Below are 20,396 nucleotides of genomic sequence, written 5' to 3'. Positions count from 1 at the left end.
CCGATGACGACATCAGTCCACACCTATGCCAGCGACGTAGCCTTCACGCCGGCGGTGAAAGAGATTCAGACCCGCAAGGGTTCACGCGAAGCCTATGCCCGCGCTGAGCAGCACGGCTGGCGCACCGAGGTTGACGAGAAGCTGGCCGGCTTCCTCGCTGAAGCCAACAGCTTCTATTTCGCCTCCGCCTCGGCGGATGGTCAGCCCTACATCCAGCACCGCGGCGGGCCCAAGGGGTTTCTCAAGGTGCTGGACAAGCAGACGCTCGCTTTTGCCGATTACGCGGGCAACCAGCAGTTTATCACGCAGGGCAATCTGACGGAGAATCCCAACGCGTACATCTTCATCATGGACTACGCCCATCGCCGGCGGGTGAAGCTCTGGGGCGAGGCGCGTGTGGTCGAGGACGACGAGGCGCTGACGACGTCGCTGATGCCGAAAGGCTACCGCGCCCGGCCGGAGCAGGTGATCCTGTTCAAGATCGCGGCCTGGGACACCAACTGCCCGCAGCACATTCCGCAGAAGTTCGATGCGGCGGATGTGGCGCAAGCGCTGGCGGCAAGGGACGCAAGAATCGCGGAGCTGGAGGCGGAGGTTGCGGCGCTGAAGGGTGAGAAGGCGGAGGGAGCGTCGTAACGCGGCGCTCGCTTACCCTCCCCCTCCAGGGGAGGGTAAAAGCTACAACACACTCGCGCCTTCGTGCTGGAAGCCGAGATAGCTCGCCGCAACCCGCTCATTCGCCGCGATATCGCTGGCCTTGCCGCTGAGCACGAACTCACCGAGCTCCATCACATAGGCCTGGTCGGCGATCTTCAGTGCGGCCTGCGCGTTCTGCTCGACCAGCAGCACCGAGACGCCGCCGGCGCGCAGCTCAGTGACGATCCGGAAAATGTCGGCGACGATGATTGGAGCCAGACCGAGGCTCGGCTCGTCCAGCATCAGGAGTTTCGGCTCGCCCATCAGCGCGCGGCCCATCGCGAGCATCTGTTGCTCGCCACCGGACAGCGTCCCGGCGAGCTGCTTGCGGCGCTCCTTCAGCCGCGGGAACAGCGTATAGATCCGCTCCATCGACGCCTTTGCTTTGGCTCTCTCGATGCGGAACGCGCCCAGCTCGAGATTGTCCTCGACATTCATGGTCACGAACAATTCGCGGTGTTCGGGGACGAGGCCGAGCCCCATCGCGACGCGGTCCTCGATGTCGAGCCGGGCGAGATCCTGCCCGGCAAAAGCGACGCGGCCCTTCAGCGGAAAAATTCCCATGATCGCGGAGAGCAGCGTGGTCTTGCCGGCGCCGTTGGCGCCGACGATGGTGACGATCTGGTTTTGGCCGACCTCGAGCGAGACCGAACGTACCGCCTCGACCTTGCCATAGGCGACGTGCGCATCGGTGACGGACAACAGCGCACTCATGCCGCCACTCCGAGATAGGCCTTGATCACTTCGGGATTGGTCTTGATCGTGGCGGGCGTGCCCTCCGCGATCTTGGTGCCGAAATCCAGCACCACGATGCGGTCGGCGAGGTTCATGACAAAGCCCATGTCGTGCTCGACCAGCAGCACGCTCATGCCGCCGTCGCGCAGCTCGCGCAGCAGCGTCGCGAGCCGCTGCTTCTCCATGTGGCGCAGGCCCGCGGCCGGTTCGTCGAGCAGCAGCAGCATCGGATCGACGCAGAGCGCCCGGGCAATCTCGACGATGCGCTGCTGACCGAGCGAGAGCGAGCCTGCGAGCTGATGCATCTGCTCGGCAAGGCCGACGCGCTCGATCTGGCGGGCGGCTTCCGCGAGCAGCTTTGCCTCGTCAGCGCGGTCGAGCCGCAGCATCGAGGAGATCGGGCCGGAATGGCCGCGCAGATGGGCGCCGATCGCGACATTCTCCAGTACGGTCATATCAGGCACCAGCTTCACATGCTGGAAGGTCCTGCTGATGCCGAGCTTGACGATCTCCTGCGGCGGTGCGTTGTCGACCTTCTTGCCGAGCACGGAGATCGAGCCTGACGTCGCCGACAGCACGCCGGTGATCAGGTTGAACGTGGTGCTCTTGCCGGCGCCGTTCGGCCCGATCAATGCGACGATCTCGCGGGCCTGGACGTCGAAGGAAACGTTGTTGACCGCGATCACGCCGCCAAATTGCTTGCGCGCTTTTTCGACGTGGAGCAGTACGCTGTCCTGGCCGGGCGCGCGGGGGCGCTGCTCCAGTTTCAGCGAGGTGTCCGGCTTCTTGCCACGGGTAGCCTCGGGCAGGAACGACATCAGCCAGGGCCAGACGCCGCCGGGCGCGAGTTGCAGCAGCGCCACCAGCATGATGCCGAACACGATGGTCTCGACCTGGCCGGAGCCGGGCAGGATCAGCGGCAGATAACTCTGCAGCACTTCCTTCAGCACCACGACGATCGCCGCGCCAAGCACGCCGCCCCAGACATAGCCGGCGCCGCCGACCACCGCGATGAAGAGATACTCGATGCCCGCCTGCGCGCCGAACGGCGTCGGGTTCACCGCGCGCTGAAGATGCGCATAGAGCCAGCCGGACAGGCCGGCGAGCACCGCGGCATGAATGAACACTAGCATTTTGGCGCGCGGCGTGTGTACGCCGAACGCTTCGGCCGCGACATGCCCGCGGCGCAGCGCACGGATGGCGCGGCCGGTGCGGGAGTCCAAAAGATTCATCGTCAGCAGCGCCGAGACGATCACCGCGACCCAGATCGCGTAATAGATCGAGCCGGGCGAGAGCATCTTGAATGACCCGATCGAGAGCGGCGGGATCGCCGAGATGCCGTCGTTTCTCCCTAAGAATTCCAGCTTGCTGAAGAGATAAAACAGGCCGAGCCCCCAGGCGAGCGTGCCGAGCGGCAGATAATGGCCGGAGAGGCGGACGGTGACGAGGCCGAGCAGCACCGCCAGCAATCCGCTGACCAGGAGCGACAGCGGCAAGGTCAGCCACGGCGACAGGCCATAGGCCGTCGACAGCACCGCAGTGGTGTAGGCGCCGAAGCCGACGAAGGCTGCCTGGCCGAACGAGGTCAGACCGCCGACGCCGGTCAGCAGCACGAGGCCCATCGCGACCAGCGCGGTCAGGCCGATATTGTCGAGCAGCACGATCCAGAACGGCGGCATGCCCGGGACGAACGGGATCGCCGCCATGACGAGAGCGAAGATGAGGATGGGAAGCCGGCTCTGCATCTTGGCGTCAGTCCTTCTCTTCCTCGACCGCGGGCGCGGCGAGCGAGCGCAGCAGCAGCACGGGGATCAGCAGCATGAAGACGATCACTTCCTTGTAGTTGGAGGCGTAGAAGGACGAGAACGCCTCGACGATGCCGACGAACAGCGCCGCGACGGCGGTGAGGGGGTAGCTGACGAGGCCGCCGATGATCGCGGCGACAAAGCCCTTCAGGCCGATCAGGAAGCCTGAATCGTAGTAGAGCGTCGTGATCGGCACGATCATGATGCCCGACAGCGCGCCGATCACGGACGCCAGCAGGAAGGCGATCTGGCCGGAGAGTGTAGTGCGGATGCCGGCAAGCCGCGCGCCGAGCCGGTTCACGGCGGTCGCGCGCAGTGCCTTGCCGTAGAGCGTCAGGCCGAAGAAGAGCCAGAGCCCGACGATGAAGGCGATGGTGATGCCGTAGACTGTGAGGCTCTGGCCGGTAAAGCGCAGTGCGCCGGCGGTGAAGGAGCCGGACAGCACGGCAGGTCCGCGCTGGCCTTCGGCCCCGAAGAACAGCAGTCCCAGCCCCTGCAGCGCGAGGTGGACGCCCACCGATGCGATGAGCAGCACCAGCACTGAGGTGTGCGCCAGCGGCTGGAACGCGACGCGGTAGAGATACAGGCCGATCATCGCCACGATCACCAGCGACAGCGCGATGCAGACCGCGACCGGCGGCTTCTGTGCGGCAAAGTAAAAGGTCAGCGCCAGCACGATCGCCGGCAGCACGACATTGGTGAGGAAGCTGCGCAGGATCAGCCGGCCATGCAGCGCCTTGCGGGCCACGAACAGGTCGAAGGCGAAGGCGCCGATGCCGAGCGCCAGCGCGAGTTTCGCCGTGCCCGGCAGCTGGCCCGAGGCCAGCGAAGCATAGGTCAGCGCGCCGTAGGTGACGAATTCGCCCTGGGGGATCAGGATCACGCGGGTGACGGCGAACACCAGCACCAGCGCCAGGCCGAGCAGCGCGTAAATCGCGCCATTGGTGATGCCGTCCTGCACCAGGAACAGCATGATGGTGGTATTCAAGACCGGACGCTCCCCCTCAAGATTGCGAACCGGTCTCCGCAATTGCGGTGGATGGTCCGCTCACAGCCATTGAAATCCGCTGACGATATTTGATATGGTCCATAACAATTATAAATCATAACATCAAGGGCGGGGAACGATCCGCCCCGAATTTAGCGGGATCACGAGCACGAGGCGATGACCGTTTCCAAAACCGCTGAAAAGTCTTCTGAAAAACCCGGCGACGCGGCCAAGGGCCGCAAGGATGCGACCGATGGGCAGCCGGAGGCCCTCCAGCTCGGCGAATTGTCCGAACAGCTCGGCTATGTGCTGAAGCGGGCGCAGCTCAAGGTGTTCGAGAATTTCTTGCGTTGCATGGCCTCGCTCCAGCTCACGCCGGCGCAGTTCTCGGTGCTGCTGCTGGTCGAGAAGAATCCGGGCCGTAACCAGACCGAAATCGCCTCCACCCTCGGCATCCTGCGCCCGAATTTCGTGGCCCTTCTCGACAATCTCGAGAGCCGCGACCTCTGCGCGCGCATCCGCTCCACCAACGACCGCCGCTCGCACATCCTGGTGCTGACCGACAAGGGCAAGGCCGTACTGGCGCGGGCGAAAAAGCTCGTCGCCACCAAGCACGAGGCCCGGCTGAACGAGCTGTTGGGGCAGGCCAACCGCGAAGCCCTGCTCGGGATGTTGTCGAAAATAGCGAACGAGTTTTGAGCTTCGGCGGCAGGCGGCCGAGCGGGCTATCCACATTCTCCGCTGTCATCGTCCGCGAAGGCGGACGATCCGGTATTCCAGAGACCGGAGTTCGGATACGGAGAGGCTGCGGCCTACTGGATTGCCCGCCTTCGCGGGGAATGACAGCGTCGTTGGGGCCGCCGCCTCAATCCACCAAAATCACCCTGATATCGTTCACGTTCGTCAGCGTCGGGCCCGGCTGCAGCAAATCACCCGTCGCCTCGAAGAAACTGGTCGCGTCGTTGTTGTCGAGATACGCCTGCGGCTGAAGGCCCTGCGCCTTCATCTTCGCAAACGTCACAGCGTCGATCAGGGCGCCGGCGGGATCGGTGGGGTGGCCGGCGCCGCCATCGGCGCCGTCGGTGTCGCCGGCAAGCGCGGAAATATCAGGCGTGTCCTTCAGCAACTCCGCCAGCGCCAGCGCGTATTCCTGGTTCGGGCCGCCGCGGCCATTGCCGCGCACGGTGACCGTGAGCTCGCCGCCGGAAAGGATCGCGAGGCGCTTGCCCTGCGCGCGCGCATTCAGCGCCAGCTTCGCGTGAGCGGCCGCGACCTCGCGGGCCTCGCCTTCGAGATCGGCGCCGAGATCGATGGTCTCGTAGCCGGCATCCTTCGCAAGCTTCACCGCGGCATCGAGCGATTGCTTGGGCCGCGCGATCAGCTCGAACGAAGCGCGCGCAAAGGCGGCATCGCCCGGCTTGCAGCTTTCGTTGATTGGATCGTCGAGCGCGCGGCGCACGGCGTCGTCGATGTCGAGCTTGTATTTTGCGACGATCGCGCGCGCGTCAGCGAGCGTGGTCGGATCGGGCACTGTCGGACCGGAGGCGATCGCGGAAGGATCGTCATGCGGCACGTCGGAGATCGCCAGCGTCACGATCTCGGCGGCATTTTTGCCCGCATGCGCAAGATGTCCGCCCTTGATGCGCGAGAGATGCTTGCGCACGATATTCATCTCGCCGATCGGCGCGCCGGAGCGTAACAGCGCCTTGTTGACCGCCTGCTTCTGCGCAAAGCTGATACCGTCCACCGGCGCGATCCAGTTCGCCGAGCCGCCGCCAGTGAGCAGCACCAGCAGCAGATCGTCAGGGCCGGCCTCGCCGGCGAGCGCGAGCGTGTCGGCTGCGCCCTTCAATCCAGCTTCATCAGGAACGGGATGGCCGGCCTCGACCACGCGGATGCGGCGCGTCGGCACGCCATAGCCGTGGCGCGTGGTGGCGATGCCGACGAGACGCTCCGGCGCGAGTTTGAGCGTGTCGAGATAATGCCGCTCCGCGGCCGCCGCCATCGCGCCTGCGCCCTTGCCGGCGGCGAGGCAAATCACGCGCCCCTTCGGCGCGGGCCGCAAATGCGGCGCCAGAATCGTGCTCGGATGGGCGGCGGCAACGGCGGCATCGTAGAGCGCGCGGAGCAGGGGACGGCGGTCGGTCATGACGATAGCCTTGGATGGACTCTTGGAACTAAAATGATGGCGACGAGATCGCCTGGCCCCTGCCTACCGCATCAGGCGCCAAAGCGTAAGCGGGCTTTACCATCATTCGATTGTGCAATCGCGTGATCATAATCCACGCGCAAGCAAAAGCCCCCCGCGATCGTCTCGCAGGGGGCTTCCGTCGTCGCGTCCTCAATGGGGCTAGCCGCCGACGTCGGCGCTGATCACGTCGCCGAACAGCTCGAACTTCTCGCCTTTGAACTTCTCGAGTTGAAGCTGGCTGATCGGCGCGAAATCGGTCGGCGAGGTGTTGATCTTCACGCCCGGCAGCAGCGCCTCGGTGCGAAAGTCCTTCAGGCTCGCCGCCTGCTTGATGACGTTCTCGCGCGTGAGATCGTCACCGCACTGCTTCAAGACCTGAACCAGCGTCTGCGCCACGGCATAGCCGACGATCGTGCCCTTATCGAGCTTGTCGCCCTCGGGGAAGTATTTGGTCATGAAGGCGAGAAAGTCCTTCATGCCGGCATCATTGGCCCACTGCGGGTCCGAGACGTCCTTCAGATAGTCGGCCGAGATAATGTCCTGACCGTTTTCGAAGCCGGCAGGCTTCATCACGCTGCCGACGGAGGCCGAGACGTTGTTGAGGAAATGCAGCGGCTTCCAGCCGATCTCGGCATTCTTCTTGATCGCCTGCGCCGCGAACTTCGGCGTCGTGATGTTCATGAACACGTCGGCGCCGGTCGACTTCAGCTTGACGATATGGTTGTCGATGGTCGGCTCGGAGGTCTCGTAGCTCTCCTCCATGACGATCATCGAGGCGGCCTTCGCGCCCAGTCCGTCCTTCAGGCCCTTCAGATAGTCCTTGCCGTAATCATCGTTCTGGAAGAGCACGGCGATCTTGGCGTCCGGCTTGTTCTTCAAGAGCCACTTCGCATAGATCTGCGTTTCGCTCTGGTAGTTGGGCTGCCAGCCCATGGTCCAGGGGAAGTTCTGCGGATCGTTCCACTTGGTGGCGCCGGTCGCGACGAACAGCTGCGGCACTTTCTTCGAGTTCATGTATTTGTGGATCGCCGAGTTCGGCGGCGTGCCGAGCGAGTTGAAGATGAACAGCACCTCGTCGCTCTCGACCAGCTTGCGCGCCTGCTCCACCGTCTTCGGCGGCGAATAGGCGTCGTCATAGGAGATGTAGTTGATCTTGCGGCCGTTGATGCCGCCTTCGTCGTTGATCTTCTTGAAATAGGCGGCTTCGGTCCGCCCGATGATGCCGTAGGCGGAGGCCGGTCCGCTGTAGGGCATGATGTTGCCGATCTTGATCTCGGTGTCGGTCGCGCCGGTATCGTATTTCTTCTGGGCCGATGCGACGGAGGTCGAGGCCGCAATGAGCGCGAGCGCGAGCGACGCGGCCGCAAGCTTGCCGGTGACAGCGGGCATTCCTATCTCCCTATTTTCTTGGTGTGTGTACGTCCCTTTTCTTGTGTTGCTTGTTTTTGGCGACGCGGCCGCAATTCAATACGATTTGCCTCATGCCTACAACAGAAAGCCCCTGCGACGAGGTCGCTGGGGCTGCTTCTTTAGTAGTCAAAGGCGGGTGCGGGATCGAGTGCGCTGCGAGAGGCCGCGACTGCCGCTAGTTGTTTAATTTCATTGACGCGATTTTGAGTTGATCGATCTCAATGGCCCATCTCGCTCGAGATGATGTCGCCGAACAGCTCCCATTTCCGGCCCTTGAAGCGCATCATCTGGAGCTGCTCGATCGGGGCGAAATTGTCCGCTGCGGTGTTGATCTTGATGCCGGGCAGCAGCGTGTCCGGTTCGAAATCCTTTAAGGAGGCGGCCTGCTTCATGACGTTGTCGCGGGTGAGGTCGTCGCCGCACTTTTGCAGCACCTTCACCATGGTCTGGGCTGCTGCGTAGCCGAACACCACGCCGGCATCGAGCTTGTTGGCCTTGGGGTCGTATTGCGCGAGGAAATTGTAAAACTTCTTCATGCCGTCATCGGCGTTCCATTGCGGATCCGAGCCGTCCTTGGTGTAGCTCGCCGACAAAATGCCTTGCGATATCTCGAGGCCCGCGGGCTCCAGCACGCCGCCGACCGAGGCCGAGACGTTGGAGATGATGTGCACCGGATGCCAGTTGATCTCGGCCGCCTTCTTGATCGCTTGTGCCGCGAATTTTGGCGTGGTGATGCTGATGAAGATGTCGGCGCCCGAAGCCTTCAGCTTCACGACGTGTTCGTCGATCGCGGGCTCGGAGGTGTCGTAGCCGTCTTCCATGACCATCATCGAGGCCTTGGCCCCGAGGCCGTCCTTCAGCCCCTTCAGATAGTCCTTGCCGAAATCGTCGTTCTGGTAGAGCACGCCGATCTTTCCGTCCGGCTTCTCCTTCATGAGATATTTGGCGTAGATGCGCGCCTCGCTGGCGTAGCTCGGCTGCCAGCCCATCGTCCACGGATATTGCTTGGGGTCGTTCCACTTCGAGGCGCCGCTCGCCACGAACAGCTGCGGCACCTTTTTCTCGTTCATGTATTTGCGGATGGCGCCGTTGGTGGAGGTGCCGAGCGAGCCGAAGATCAGCAGCACGTTGTCGCTCTCGACCAGCTTGCGCGCCTGCTCCACCGTCTTCGGCGGCGAATAGCCGTCGTCATAGGAGATGAACTTGATCTTGCGGCCGTTGACGCCGCCCTCGGCATTGACCTTGTTGAAATAGGCTTCCTCGGTCTTGCCGATCGCGGCATAGGCGGAGGCCGGCCCGCTATAGGGCATGATGTTGCCGATTCTGATCTCGGTATCGGACGCGCCGCTGTCGTATTTCTTTTGCGCCAGCGCCGGGCCAACCACCGCAGTGCACAACGCAAATGTGGCCGAGAAGGCCACAACCTGAAAACGAACAGCGACCATTGCTCTCCTACCTCGGCTGGATCGAGCGCATTGAACAAGATTGACGTCTGACGTCAACAAAAAGCCCCCGCGGTTGTGCCCGCGGGGGCTTCTCGATACTTGGACTATTACGTCAGCACATTATTCCGGAGCGACGTCGCCGCTCAGGATCTCGCCGAACTGTTCCCACTTCTCGCCCTTGAAGCGCTGCATCTGAAGCTGGCTGATCGGGGCGAAGTCGCTCGGACCGGTATTGATCTTGATGCCGGGCAGCAGCGTGTCCGGCGTGAAGTCCTTCAGGCTCGCGGCCTGCTTCATCAGATTGGCGCGGGTGAGATTGTCGCCGCACTGTTCCAGTGCCTTGGCCAGCGTCTGCGCGGCACCATAGCCGTAGACGACGCTGGAGTCGGTCTTGTCGGCGCCGGGCATGTACTTATCGAGGAACTCGGCCCACTTCTTCATGCCGGGATCATCGTTCCAGCGCGGGTCGGCACCGTCCTTGGCATAGGCCGCGGACAGCACGCCTTGCGAGGCCTCGAGGCCCGCCGGCTTCATCACGCTGCCGACCGAGGCCGACACGTTGGTGATGATCTGGAGCGGCTTCCAGCTCAACTCGGCGGTCTTCTTGATGGTCTGGGCGCCGAACTTCGGCGTCGTGTAGATCAGGAGCACGTCGGGATTGGCGGCCTTGATCTTGACGATGTGTCCGTCGATCGACGGCTCGGAGACCTCATAGCTCTCCTCCATGACGATCATGGACGAGGCCTTGGCGCCGAAACCGTCCTTGGTGCCTTTGAGGTAGTCTTTGCCGAAATCGTCGTTCTGATAGAGGATCGCGACCTTGGCGTCGGGCTTCTCCTTCAACAGCCATTTCGCGTAGATCTGGGCTTCGCTCTGGTAGGAGGGCTGCCAGCCCATGGTCCAGGGAAAGTTCTTCGCGTCGTTCCACTTGGTGGCGCCGGTGGCGACGAACAGCTGCGGGATCTTCTTGGCGTTCAGATATTTCTGGATCGCGCTGTTCGAGGGTGTGCCGAGCGGGTTGAACACGGCGAGCACTTCGTCGCTCTCGACCAGCTTGCGAACCTGCTCGACGGCCTTCGGCGGCGAATAGCCGTCGTCATAGCTGACGAAGTTGACCTTGCGGCCGTTGATGCCGCCCTTGTCGTTGATCATCTTGAAATAGGCTTCTTCGGTCTTGCCGATGATGCCATAGGCCGACGCCGGGCCGCTGTACGGCATGATGTTGCCGATCTTGATCTCGGTATCGGTCGCGCCGGTGTCGTACGTCTTCTGGGCAAGTGCTGCGCCGGAGGTGAGGGTCGCGACCGCCGTTACGAGCGCGGTGGTTCGCAGTATTCTTGCGAGAAACAAAACGAAGTCTCCTTCCTTGATGTTGGTGTTTTCAGTTCTTTCTGAGCTTACCGGCGAGTTGTTGGCCCAGGATCGCGACTTGCCTTGCGCCATGCGGCACGAGGTAGATGACGAGGAACAGCAGCACGCCGAACACGGCGCCGGAGAGGCCCTTGGAGATGCCCTCCGCGATGTTCGGCACGAAGATGATGAAGGCGGCGCCGACGATCGAGCCGGGCAGCCATCCGACGCCGCCGACGACCATGCCGAGGAACAGCGAGACCGCGAGCGTGATGGTGTAGCTGTCGGGCGCGACGAACTGCACCGCGATGGCGCCGAGCGAGCCGGCGATGCCGGTGATGGCGGCCGAGACGCCGAAGGCCAGCGTCTTGTACAGCGCGACGTCGACACCCATGGCCGAGGCCGCGATCTCGTTGTCGCGGATCGCCATGAAGGCGCGGCCCGAGCGGGAGCGCAGCAGGTTCACGGCAAGGATGTAGATCCCGATCACGACCACGAGCGAGAAATAATAGAGCCACATGTCCTGCGACATCTTCAGGCCGAACGGCGCATCCGGCTTGGTGACGACGAGGCCCTGCACGCCGCCGGTCCAGTGCTCGAGGAAGTTCAGCTTCAGAAGCTGCGGCATCGCGGTGGCGAGCGCGAAGGTCGCGAGCGCGAGGTAGACGCCGGAGAGCCGCAGCGCCGGCTGCCCGAACAGGAAGCCGAAGCCGAAACAGACCACGCCGGCGATCGGCAAGGTCAGCGCGTAATTGACGTCGAAATGCTCCATCAGCACCGCCGTCGTGTAGGCGCCGACCGCGTAGAACGCGCTCTGGCCGAGCGAAAACTGGCCCGAGCCGCCGGTCAGGATGTTCAGCGCCAGCACCGCCAGCCCGTAGATCAGGAGCATCGTCATCTGGAAGATGATGAAGTTCTTGACGAAGATTGGCATGATGATCAGCGCGGCGAGCACCAGCAGCGAGGTGCCGGTGCCGAGCGTCATGGCCCGCTTCGGAACGGCCTCGACGGCGGCGGCTTCCGTGACGACTTCTTCTACGGCGCTCATGATCAAACTCGCTTGACGATTTGCCGGCCGAACAGGCCAGCGGGTTTGACGACCAGGACGGAGATGATCAGCGCGAGCGCGATCGGGAGCTTCAGCTCGTTGCCGACGCCGGGGATGTAGGTACCGGCGAGGTTCTCGAAGACGCCGACCAGGAAGCCGCCGACCACGGCGCCGAACGGGCTGGTGAGACCACCGAGCACCGCCGCGGCAAAGCCGTAGATCAGCACGCCGCCCATCATGTTGGGCTCGAGGAACACGACGGGAGCGATCAACATGCCCGCGATCGCGCCGATCGCCGTCGCCATGCCCCAGCCGAGCGCGATCATCCAGCTCGTGTTGATGCCGACGAGCCTGGCCGATTCAGGCACTGATGCGGCAGCGCGCATGGCAAGGCCGACCCGCGTGTACTGGAAGAAGAAATAGAGGCCGAGCAGCAGCAGCACGGTCACGCCGATCATGCCGGCCTGATGGGTCGAGATCAGCTGGCTGCCCAGGAACGGTGCGGAGCCGAACGGAGTCGGATATTGCTTGATGGTGAAGTCCCAGATCAGGCCGGCCGAGGAGTTGATGATCGCGAACAGCGCGATGAAGCCGGCGACGTTGGTCAGGATCGGCGCTTTCGCCAGCGGCTTGAACAGGATCCGTTCGATCGCGATGCCTGCGATGAAGGACAGCGCCAGCGTGAGGATGAAGGCGCCCCAATAGGGGATACCCCACTGCATCAGCTGCCAGGAAATGAAGGTCGAGAACATCGCCATCTCGCCTTGTGCGAAATTGAGATGGTCGATCGCCTGGTAGATCATGACCACGGCCAGCGCCATGCAGGCATAGATCGCGCCCGTGGCGATGCCGGCCAGCACTTGGTTGGTAAAAAGCTCCATCGTGCCGGCTCCTCAGTAACCCAGATAGGATTTGCGGATTTCTTCGTTGTTCGCGATGTCCTTGGCGTTGCCCGACATCACGATGCGGCCGGTCTCGATCACATAGGCCTGGTCGGCAAGCTCGAGCGCGAGCTGCGCGTTCTGCTCGACCACCAGGATCGACACCTTGTCCTCGCGGTTGATCTTGCCGAGGATGCCGAACAGGTCGCGCACGACCAGCGGCGCGAGGCCGAAAGAGGGCTCGTCCAGCAGCATCAGCCGCGGCCGCAGCATCAGCGCGCGGGCGACCGCGAGCATCTGCTGCTCGCCGCCGGAGAGCGTGCCCGCCTGCTGGGTGTGGCGCTGCTTCAGTACCGGAAAATGCGCATACATGCGCTCGATGTCGGAGACGATGCCGGCGCTGTCCTTGCGGGTGATGGCGCCGAGCTGAAGGTTTTCCTCCACCGTCATGGTGGTGAAGGTGCCGCGGCCCTGCGGGACATGGGCGATGCCGAACCGCACGATGTTCTCGGTCGAACGGTTGTTCAGCGGCTTGCCGTCGAACTCGACCGCGCCGGTGGAGCGCACCATGTTGCAGATCGCGCGCAAGGTGGTGGTCTTGCCGGCGCCGTTGGCCCCGAGCAGCGTCGTCAGCGAACCCTCGTCGAGCGAGAAAGACAGCCCGTGGAGCGCCTGGACTTGGCCGTAATAGGCGCGCAGGTCCTTGACGTTGAGCAGCGTCGTCATTGATCCTTGCTCCCGAGATAGGCCTTGATGACGTCGGGGTCTACCTGCACCTGGGCGGGCGTGCCTTCTGCGAGCTTCTTGCCGAAATTCAGCGCGACGACGTGGTCGGCGATCGACATCACGAGGCCCATGTGATGCTCGACCAGCAGCACAGTCATGTGGCGGTCGTCGCGGATGCGACGGATGAGGTCGCCGAGCACATAGACTTCCTCATGATTGAGACCGCCGGCGGGCTCGTCGAGCAGCAGGATCTTCGGATCGGCCGCGAGCGCGCGCGCCAGCTCGACGCGCTTCTGTGTGCCGAAAGGGAGGCCGGAGACGACGGTATGGGCGACGTCCTCGAGCTTGAGATAAGCGAGGATCTCGTGGACCTTCTTGTTGACGTCGGTCTCGCTGCGCCGGACCCAGGCCAATCTCAGGGAGTCGCTGATGATGTCGCTGGAGGTCTTCGAATGGGCGCCGACGCGGACGTTGTCCATCACCGAGAGGTTTGGAAACAGCGCCACGTTCTGGAAGGTGCGGCCGATGCCGATCTCGGCAATCCGGTGCGGCGGCCGCGTCAAAATACTCGCGCCTTCCATCAGGATGTCGCCGGATGACGGCTGATAAAGGCGTGACAGACAGTTGAAGAGCGTGGTCTTGCCGGCGCCGTTGGGGCCGATCAATCCGAGGATCTGGCCCTTGTGCATGTCAAAGGACACGCCGTTGAGCGCGACAATGCCGCCGAACACGACGCTGACGTCGCGAACCGCGAGCAGGGGCGATGTTCCCTGCGCGAGCTGTGCCTGCGTCATGTCGTCTCGCCCACAATTTTTTGCGGGCGACGGGGCGATGCGAACCGCTCCCCGTCATGACAAAGGCTATCTGATCCCCTCGGCCACACGCGCAACTTTTCCTCCTGATTTCAGCTTTTTGCTGATGTCTTTTTTGGAATGCGGCATCAGTCCCCCGAGTGCCGCTTCGATGTTCCTTACCATCGCAAGCAGACGCGGTCCAATGTCGTTGATCAATCGCTCTTCCGTGAAGCGGAATGCCGGCGCGCCGCAATTGAATGCGTAAGGCCCGGTTCCGTCGTTGAGCCTGAGCGCGACGCCGGCTGCGCCGATGTCGTCATGCCAGTCGCCGACCGAAATCGCAAAGCCGTGTTTCGCGACCGTCTCGCCGGAGCGCTCCAGTCCGTCGCGCATCTTCGGCCAGCGGCTGCCGTAATGTTCGCGCAAGAGACGCGACAGCTCGGCGCGATCCTCTTCGCCGAGCGCCCAGAAATAGGCACGGCCCATCGCGCTGGTTGCAATCGGCACGCGGGAGCCGACGTCCAGTTGAACGCCGACCGTCTCGCTGCCACGGCTTTGCCCGAAATAGATCATGCTGTGACGGTCGCGGCCCCCGATCGCGACCGCGCCGCCGGTCGCGCGCATCATGTCCTCGCGAAACGGTTCGGACAAATGCCGAACGCCGAGATTGGATAACGCGGCGTAACCGAGCGCCATTGCGGCCGGCGCAAGCTGGTATTTCTCGAAACGGGGAACCGGTGTCAGATAGCCGAGCTTGGTCAACGTGTAGGTCAGCCGGGACACGGTGGGCTTGGGCAGGTTGGTCCGTGCCGCGATTTCCTGATTGCCGAGAAGGCCGTCATTGGGTTCGAATGCGCGCAATACGTCAAGTCCGCGGGAAAGCGCGACGACGAAATTCCGGTCGGTCGCTGTCTTCTTTCCTGTACGCTTCATCCCTGATCTGCTTCTTGCGCGGAGTCGTTGACAACGTCCGTGCTTCAAAATAACCCTGCCGTCAAGATGCGGAATTAAATTCCGCACCGCGAAATCGAACAAAAGTACATCCCCACCAAGGAGGGACACCGTGAGCGAAGTGGTCAAGCTTGAGCGTCATGACGAAGTCGGGATCGTCACGGTGAACAGCCCTCCGGTCAATGCGCTGAGTGCCGCAGTGCGGGGCGGTATCCTGGAATGCATCAAGGCCGCTATCGCCGATCCCGCGATTAAGGGCATCGTGCTGACCTGCGCCGGCCGTACTTTCATTGCCGGTGCCGATATCACCGAATTCGGCAAGCCGCCGAAGTCGCCCGGCCTCAACGAAGTGCTGGCCGAGATGGAGGGTTCGCCGAAGCCGATCGTGGCTGCGATCCACGGCACTGCGCTCGGGGGCGGCCTCGAGGTCGCGCTCGCCTGTCATTTCCGAGTGGCTGTGAAAGAAGCAAAGCTCGGCCTGCCCGAAGTGAAGCTCGGCCTGCTGCCCGGCGCCGGTGGCACCCAGCGTCTGCCGCGCGCGGTCGGCCCTGAACTCGCCGTGAAGATGATCGTCGGCGGTGATCCCATTGGCGCTGCGGAGGCCCTCAAGAATGGCCTGATCGAGGAGATCGTCGAGGGACCTGCCTCCGGCGGTGAGGCTTTCGTCCGCAAGCTGCTGGCCGAAAAGCGTCCGCTGCGCCGCCTGCGCGACGACGATTCCAAGATCGCAGCGGCGAAAGCCGACCGCTCGATCTTCACCAACGCGGTCGCCGCCATGACCAAGAAGTCGCGCGGCCTGGAAGCGCCGTTCGCCGCCGCCGACGCCGTCGGCGCGGCCATCGACCTGCCGTTCGACGAAGGTCTGAAGAAGGAGCGCGAGGGCTTCTTGAAGCTCGTCGCCAGCGACCAGTCCAAGGCCCAGCGCTATGCCTTCTTCGCCGAGCGCGAGGCCAACAAGATCGCGGGCGTGCCGGAGGGCACCAAGCCGCGGCCCGTTAACCGTGTTGCCATTCTCGGCGCCGGCACCATGGGCGGCGGCATCGCGATGTCCTTTGCCAATGCCGGCGTTCCCGTCACGCTGATCGAGACCGGCGAAGAGCAGCTCAAGCGCGGCCTCGGCATCATGCAGAAGAACTGGGAAGCAACCGCCGCGCGCGGCGGCATCCCGGCGGACGCGCCCGCCAAGCGCATGGCGCTGATCACCGGCGTCGTCGGCATCGAGAACGTCGGTGACGCTGACCTGGTGATCGAAGCCGTGTTCGAGACCATGGCGGTCAAGAAGGAAGTGTTCGGTAAGCTCGACCAATACGTCAAGCCCGGCGCGGTGCTCGCCTCCAACACCTCGTATCTGAACATCGACGAGATCGCGAAGGCGACCAAGCGTCCGCAGGACGTGCTCGGCATGCACTTCTTCTCGCCGGCCAATGTCATGAAGCTGTGCGAGATCGTGCGCGCCGACAAGACCGCGCCGGATGCTCTCGTGACGGCTGTGACGATCGCGCGCAAGATTGCAAAGGTGCCGGCCGTGGTCGGCGTCTGCGATGGCTTTGTCGGCAACCGCATGCTGGCCCAGCGCGGCAAGCAGTCGGAGAAACTCTTGTTCGAAGGCGCGCTGCCGCAGCAAGTCGATGCTGTCGTCACGAAATTCGGCATGCCAATGGGACCGTTCGCGATGGGCGACCTCGCCGGCCTCGACATCGGCTGGCGCTCGCGCAAGGACCGCGGCATCAAGTCGGAGATCGCGGATGCGCTGTGCGAAGCCGGTCGCTTCGGCCAGAAGACCGGCAAGGGTTACTACAAGTATGAGGCAGGCAGCCGCTCGGCGCTGCCTGATCCCGAGGTCGAAAAGCTGATCGACGAGACGCTGCTGCGTCTCGGCCGCAAGAAGCGCATCGTCAGCGACGACGAGATTTTGGAGCGCATGATGTATCCGATGATCAACGAGGGCGCAAAGATCCTCGAAGAGGGCATCGCGGCGCGTCCCTCCGACATCGACGTGGTCTGGCTCTACGGTTACGGCTGGCCGATCTATCGCGGCGGCCCGATGTTCTGGGCGGACAGCGTCGGCCTCAAGCACATCGCCGATCGCCTGGCCTTCTACGCCAAGGAGACCAACGACCCCAGCCTCGAGCCGGCGCCCTTGCTGAAGAAGCTCGCGGCCGAAGGCGGCACGTTCGCCTCGCTGGCGGCGGCGTCGAAAGCGGCTTGATAGGATTGGCAGTGGCCGCGATGGTTCGCTCCCGGCAACGCTCTCTCCGTTCCCTCCCCCCTTGTGGGGGAGGGGTAGGGAGGGGGGCAGCCCCGGGCGAGGTCAGCGTTTGTGGCTACCCCTCTCCCCAACCCTCCCCCACAAGGGGGGAGGGAGCCCAACCGCTGGTGCCTGCCTTACATAGAATTGCTATCCAGTCAGCGAAGAGTAACGAACTTTAATGACCCATCCCGGCGAACAGTTTTATCCCGAGGGCGTGCGTTGGGACGACACCATCGTCCAGGGCTCGCTGCCCGACCTCTTGTCGAGCGCCGCCACCGAATACGGCCCGCGCACCGCGCTGGAGTTCCGGGAACGTCCGATCACCTATACCGAGCTCGCCGCGATGGCCGAGCGCGCGGCGGCTGCGTTCCTGCGCGAAGGCATCGGCAAGAACAGTTCGGTCGCGCTGTTCCTCGGCAATACGCCGGATCATCCCGTCAATTTCTTCGGCGCGCTGAAGGCCGGCGCCCGCGTCGCGCATCTCTCGCCGCTGGACGGCGAGATCGCACTGACGCACAAGGTCTCCGATTCAGGCTCGCGCTTGCTCGTCACCTCGAACCTCGCGGCACTTCTTCCGACCGCGTTGAAGTTTCTTGAAAAGGGGCTGATTGATCGCCTCGTGGTCTGCGAGGACGACAATTGGGGCAAGGTCGGCACGCCGCAGGCGGCGATCCCCGATGATCCCCGCATCGTCACCTTCAAGACCTTCGTCGAGGGCGCCACTGCCCCCGCGCAATGGCCGTCCGTGACCGCCGACGACGTCGCGCTGCTGCAATATACCGGCGGCACCACCGGCCTGCCCAAGGGCGCGATGCTGACGCATGGCAATCTCTCCTCGGCCGTGTCGATCTACGACGTCTGGGGTAAACCGTCACGCGCGACGCGCGGCGATGTTGTCGAGCGCGTCATCTGCGTGCTGCCGCTGTTCCACATCTACGCGCTCACTGTCGTGCTGCTGTCCACGCTCAGCCGCGGCCATCTGATCTCGCTGCATCAGCGCTTCGACGTCGAGGCCGTGATGCGCGACATCGAGGTCAAGCGCGCGACGTACTTTCCGGGCGTGCCGACGATGTGGATCGCGATCGCGGCACTTCCTGATCTCGACAAGCGCGACTTCTCCTCGCTCGCCACGATCGGTTCCGGCGGCGCCCCGCTGCCGGTGGAAGTGGCAAAATTCTTCGAGCGCAAGATCGGCAAGAAACTGAAAAGCGGCTGGGGCATGACCGAGACCTGCTCGCCCGGCACCGGCCATCCGCCTGTTGGCCCCGACAAGCCCGGGTCGATCGGCCTGATGCTGCCCGGTATCGAGCTCGATGTGGTCTCGCTCGACAATCCGACAAAAGTGCTGCCGTCCGGCGAAGTCGGCGAGATCCGCATCAAGGGCCCGAACGTCACCAGGGGCTACTGGAACAAGCCGAAGGAATCGGCGGAATCCTTCTCCGACGGCCGCTTTCTCACCGGCGACATCGGCTATGTCGACACCGACGGCTATTTCTTCCTGGTCGACCGCAAGAAGGACATGATCATCTCCGGCGGCTTCAACGTCTATCCGCAGATGATCGAGCAGGCGATCTACACCGTGTCAGGCGTGCACGAGGTGATCGTGCTCGGCATTCCCGACCGGTACCGCGGCGAGGCGGCAAAAGCCTTCATCAAGCTGAAGCCGGATGCCAAGCCGTTCTCGCTCGACGAACTGCGCGCGCAGCTCGCCCGCAAGCTCGGCAAGCACGAACTGCCTGTCGAGGTCGAATTCGTCGACGATCTGCCGCGCACGCCGGTCGGCAAGCTGTCGCGCCACGAGCTGCGCCAGCAGCAGAAACAATCGTCATCGTCAGTCCAGCAGCACGCTATAGTCCAGGAATAACGCTCACAGGAGGATCCGATGGATCTCGCATTCACGAAGGAAGAGCAGGCGTTTCGCGAGGAAGTGCGGACATTCTTCCGCGGCAACGTGCCGCCGGATACGCGGCGCAAGCTGGTCGAGGGCCGCCACCTCTCGAAGGACGAGATGGTGACGTGGTGGCGCATCCTCAACAAGAAGGGCTGGGGCACCAGCCACTGGCCGACGCAATATGGCGGCACCGGCTGGAGCAGCGTGCAGCATTACATCTTCAACGAGGAGCTGCAGTCCTATCCGGCGCCGCAGCCGCTCGCCTTCGGCGTCAGCATGGTCGGCCCCGTCATCTACACCTTCGGCAACGAGGAGCAGAAGAAGAAGTACCTGCCGCGCATCGCCAACGTCGACGATTGGTGGTGCCAGGGCTTCTCCGAGCCCGGCTCCGGCTCCGACCTAGCCTCGCTGAAGACAAAAGCCGAGCGCAAGGGCCACAAGTGGATCATCAACGGCCAGAAGACCTGGACCACGCTCGCCCAGCACGCCGACATGATCTTCTGTCTCTGCCGCACCGACAACAACGCCAAGAAGCAGATGGGCATCTCCTTCATCGTGTTCTCGATGAAATCGAAGGGCGTCACCGTGCGCCCGATCCAGACCATCGACGGCGGCGTCGAGGTCAACGAAGTGTTCTTCGACGACGTCGAAGTGCCCATCGAGAATCTGATCGGCGAGGAGAACAAGGGCTGGGATTACGCCAAATTCCTGCTCGGCAATGAGCGCACCGGCATCGCGCGCGTCGGCGTCTCCAAGGAGCGGCTGCGCCGCATCCGCGATTTGGCCTCCAAGGTCGAGTCCGGCGGCAAGCCGATCATCCAGGACGCGACCTTTCGCGAGAAGCTCGCGGCCTGCGAGATCGAGCTGAAGGCGCTCGAGCTGACGCAGCTGCGCGTCGTCGCCGACGAGGGCAAGCACGGCAAGGGCAAGCCCAATCCGGCGTCCTCGGTGCTGAAGATCAAGGGCTCCGAGATTCAGCAGACCACCACCGAGCTCTTGATGGAAGTGATCGGCCCGTTCGCCGCGCCCTACGACGTGCACGGCGATGACGGCTCGAACGAAGCGATGGACTGGACCGCCCAGATCGCGCCGAGCTATTTCAACAACCGCAAGGTCTCGATCTACGGCGGCTCCAACGAGATCCAGCGCAACATCATCGCCAAGGCGGTGCTGGGGTTGTGACTCTTTCTTCCCCCTCTCCCCGCTCTTGCGGGGAGAGGGTTGGGGTGAGGGG

Annotated in this window: 17 protein-coding genes; 5 read left to right on the top strand and 12 right to left on the bottom strand. The window is 63.5% G+C overall.

The features are described from left to right. Window positions 1–3 precede the first annotated feature (3 nt). Complete coding sequence (locus IVB29_RS31980; RefSeq protein WP_247507394.1) at window positions 4–636, top strand: pyridoxamine 5'-phosphate oxidase family protein; 633 nt, start codon at window positions 4–6, stop codon at window positions 634–636. 42 nt (window positions 637–678) lie between these two features. Here IVB29_RS31980 and IVB29_RS31975 read toward each other — a convergent pair whose 3' ends face one another. From IVB29_RS31975 to IVB29_RS31965, 3 genes are read right to left on the bottom strand one after another with little or no spacing between them, the layout of a single operon-like run. After that, a complete protein-coding gene (locus IVB29_RS31975; RefSeq protein ID WP_247507393.1) occupies window positions 679–1,410 on the bottom strand; it encodes an ABC transporter ATP-binding protein in 732 nt (243 codons plus the stop codon). Continuing rightward, the gene (locus tag IVB29_RS31970) at window positions 1,407–3,176 is read right to left on the bottom strand and encodes a branched-chain amino acid ABC transporter ATP-binding protein/permease (protein ID WP_247507392.1); all 1,770 of its coding nucleotides are present in this window, start codon (window positions 3,174–3,176) and stop codon (window positions 1,407–1,409) included. Before IVB29_RS31970 ends, IVB29_RS31975 begins: the two co-directional genes overlap by 4 nt. Before the next feature lie 7 nt (window positions 3,177–3,183). Further along, window positions 3,184–4,224, bottom strand: a complete 1,041-nt coding sequence (locus IVB29_RS31965) for a branched-chain amino acid ABC transporter permease (RefSeq protein ID WP_247507391.1) — start codon at window positions 4,222–4,224, stop codon at window positions 3,184–3,186. A 177-nt stretch (window positions 4,225–4,401) separates the two neighbouring features. Here IVB29_RS31965 and IVB29_RS31960 point away from each other — a divergent pair, with 177 nt between their 5' ends. Further along, entirely contained in the window at window positions 4,402–4,923 is a 522-nt protein-coding gene (locus IVB29_RS31960) for a MarR family transcriptional regulator (protein ID WP_247507390.1), read from the top strand. Between the two features lie 166 nt (window positions 4,924–5,089). Here the strand turns inward: IVB29_RS31960 and IVB29_RS31955 are convergent, their stop codons facing one another. The 9 genes from IVB29_RS31955 to IVB29_RS31915 form a co-directional block, all read right to left on the bottom strand. Further along, window positions 5,090–6,373 (bottom strand): glycerate kinase, encoded by a 1,284-nt coding sequence (locus tag IVB29_RS31955; protein WP_247507389.1) that lies wholly within the window; start codon window positions 6,371–6,373, stop codon window positions 5,090–5,092. Window positions 6,374–6,574: 201 nt separating this feature from the next. Further along, on the bottom strand, window positions 6,575–7,804 hold the full coding sequence (locus IVB29_RS31950; RefSeq protein WP_247507388.1) for an ABC transporter substrate-binding protein: 1,230 nt from the start codon (window positions 7,802–7,804) through the stop codon (window positions 6,575–6,577). Between the two features lie 239 nt (window positions 7,805–8,043). Further along, window positions 8,044–9,270, bottom strand: coding sequence for an ABC transporter substrate-binding protein (locus IVB29_RS31945; protein WP_247507387.1), 1,227 nt, complete (start codon window positions 9,268–9,270; stop codon window positions 8,044–8,046). A 120-nt stretch (window positions 9,271–9,390) separates the two neighbouring features. Further along, window positions 9,391–10,620, bottom strand: a complete 1,230-nt coding sequence (locus IVB29_RS31940) for an ABC transporter substrate-binding protein (protein ID WP_247507386.1) — start codon at window positions 10,618–10,620, stop codon at window positions 9,391–9,393. Between the two features lie 31 nt (window positions 10,621–10,651). Then, window positions 10,652–11,668, bottom strand: a complete 1,017-nt coding sequence (locus IVB29_RS31935) for a branched-chain amino acid ABC transporter permease (protein ID WP_247507385.1) — start codon at window positions 11,666–11,668, stop codon at window positions 10,652–10,654. A 2-nt stretch (window positions 11,669–11,670) separates the two neighbouring features. Continuing rightward, window positions 11,671–12,549, bottom strand: a complete 879-nt coding sequence (locus IVB29_RS31930) for a branched-chain amino acid ABC transporter permease (RefSeq protein ID WP_247507384.1) — start codon at window positions 12,547–12,549, stop codon at window positions 11,671–11,673. Between the two features lie 12 nt (window positions 12,550–12,561). Continuing rightward, window positions 12,562–13,275, bottom strand: a complete 714-nt coding sequence (locus tag IVB29_RS31925; RefSeq protein WP_247507383.1) for an ABC transporter ATP-binding protein — start codon at window positions 13,273–13,275, stop codon at window positions 12,562–12,564. Next, on the bottom strand, window positions 13,272–14,069 hold the full coding sequence (locus IVB29_RS31920) for an ABC transporter ATP-binding protein (RefSeq protein ID WP_247507382.1): 798 nt from the start codon (window positions 14,067–14,069) through the stop codon (window positions 13,272–13,274). Before IVB29_RS31920 ends, IVB29_RS31925 begins: the two co-directional genes overlap by 4 nt. 66 nt (window positions 14,070–14,135) lie before the next feature. Then, window positions 14,136–15,002 carry an IclR family transcriptional regulator gene (locus tag IVB29_RS31915; protein WP_247507381.1) on the bottom strand — a complete coding sequence of 289 codons (867 nt, stop codon included), beginning with the start codon at window positions 15,000–15,002 and terminating at the stop codon, window positions 14,136–14,138. 130 nt (window positions 15,003–15,132) lie between these two features. Here IVB29_RS31915 and IVB29_RS31910 point away from each other — a divergent pair, with 130 nt between their 5' ends. From IVB29_RS31910 to pimC, 3 genes are all read left to right on the top strand, one after another. Then, on the top strand, window positions 15,133–17,229 hold the full coding sequence (locus IVB29_RS31910) for a 3-hydroxyacyl-CoA dehydrogenase NAD-binding domain-containing protein (RefSeq protein ID WP_247507380.1): 2,097 nt from the start codon (window positions 15,133–15,135) through the stop codon (window positions 17,227–17,229). Window positions 17,230–17,449: 220 nt separating this feature from the next. Next, entirely contained in the window at window positions 17,450–19,135 is a 1,686-nt protein-coding gene (pimA, locus tag IVB29_RS31905; RefSeq protein WP_247507379.1) for a dicarboxylate--CoA ligase PimA, read from the top strand. Window positions 19,136–19,153: 18 nt separating this feature from the next. Next, entirely contained in the window at window positions 19,154–20,344 is a 1,191-nt protein-coding gene (gene pimC / locus IVB29_RS31900) for a pimeloyl-CoA dehydrogenase large subunit (protein ID WP_247507378.1), read from the top strand. Window positions 20,345–20,396 lie beyond the last annotated feature (52 nt).

This window comes from Bradyrhizobium sp. 1 (assembly GCF_023073315.1).
Lineage (GTDB): Bacteria > Pseudomonadota > Alphaproteobacteria > Rhizobiales > Xanthobacteraceae > Bradyrhizobium.
This window is presented reverse-complemented; position numbering and strand designations above follow the sequence as displayed.

Bases quoted from the DNA above. Each gene is read 5' to 3' on its own strand.
- IVB29_RS31980 (WP_247507394.1), top strand. From the start codon at position 4: ATGACGACATCAGTCCACACCTATGCCAGCGACGTAGCCTTCACGCCG.
- IVB29_RS31975 (WP_247507393.1), bottom strand. From the start codon at position 1,410: ATGAGTGCGCTGTTGTCCGTCACCGATGCGCACGTCGCCTATGGCAAG.
- IVB29_RS31970 (WP_247507392.1), bottom strand. From the start codon at position 3,176: ATGCAGAGCCGGCTTCCCATCCTCATCTTCGCTCTCGTCATGGCGGCG.
- IVB29_RS31960 (WP_247507390.1), top strand. From the start codon at position 4,402: ATGACCGTTTCCAAAACCGCTGAAAAGTCTTCTGAAAAACCCGGCGAC.
- IVB29_RS31955 (WP_247507389.1), bottom strand. From the start codon at position 6,373: ATGACCGACCGCCGTCCCCTGCTCCGCGCGCTCTACGATGCCGCCGTT.
- IVB29_RS31950 (WP_247507388.1), bottom strand. From the start codon at position 7,804: ATGCCCGCTGTCACCGGCAAGCTTGCGGCCGCGTCGCTCGCGCTCGCG.
- IVB29_RS31945 (WP_247507387.1), bottom strand. From the start codon at position 9,270: ATGGTCGCTGTTCGTTTTCAGGTTGTGGCCTTCTCGGCCACATTTGCG.
- IVB29_RS31935 (WP_247507385.1), bottom strand. From the start codon at position 11,668: ATGAGCGCCGTAGAAGAAGTCGTCACGGAAGCCGCCGCCGTCGAGGCC.
- IVB29_RS31930 (WP_247507384.1), bottom strand. From the start codon at position 12,549: ATGGAGCTTTTTACCAACCAAGTGCTGGCCGGCATCGCCACGGGCGCG.
- IVB29_RS31925 (WP_247507383.1), bottom strand. From the start codon at position 13,275: ATGACGACGCTGCTCAACGTCAAGGACCTGCGCGCCTATTACGGCCAA.
- IVB29_RS31920 (WP_247507382.1), bottom strand. From the start codon at position 14,069: ATGACGCAGGCACAGCTCGCGCAGGGAACATCGCCCCTGCTCGCGGTT.
- IVB29_RS31915 (WP_247507381.1), bottom strand. From the start codon at position 15,002: ATGAAGCGTACAGGAAAGAAGACAGCGACCGACCGGAATTTCGTCGTC.
- pimA (WP_247507379.1), top strand. From the start codon at position 17,450: ATGACCCATCCCGGCGAACAGTTTTATCCCGAGGGCGTGCGTTGGGAC.
- pimC (WP_247507378.1), top strand. From the start codon at position 19,154: ATGGATCTCGCATTCACGAAGGAAGAGCAGGCGTTTCGCGAGGAAGTG.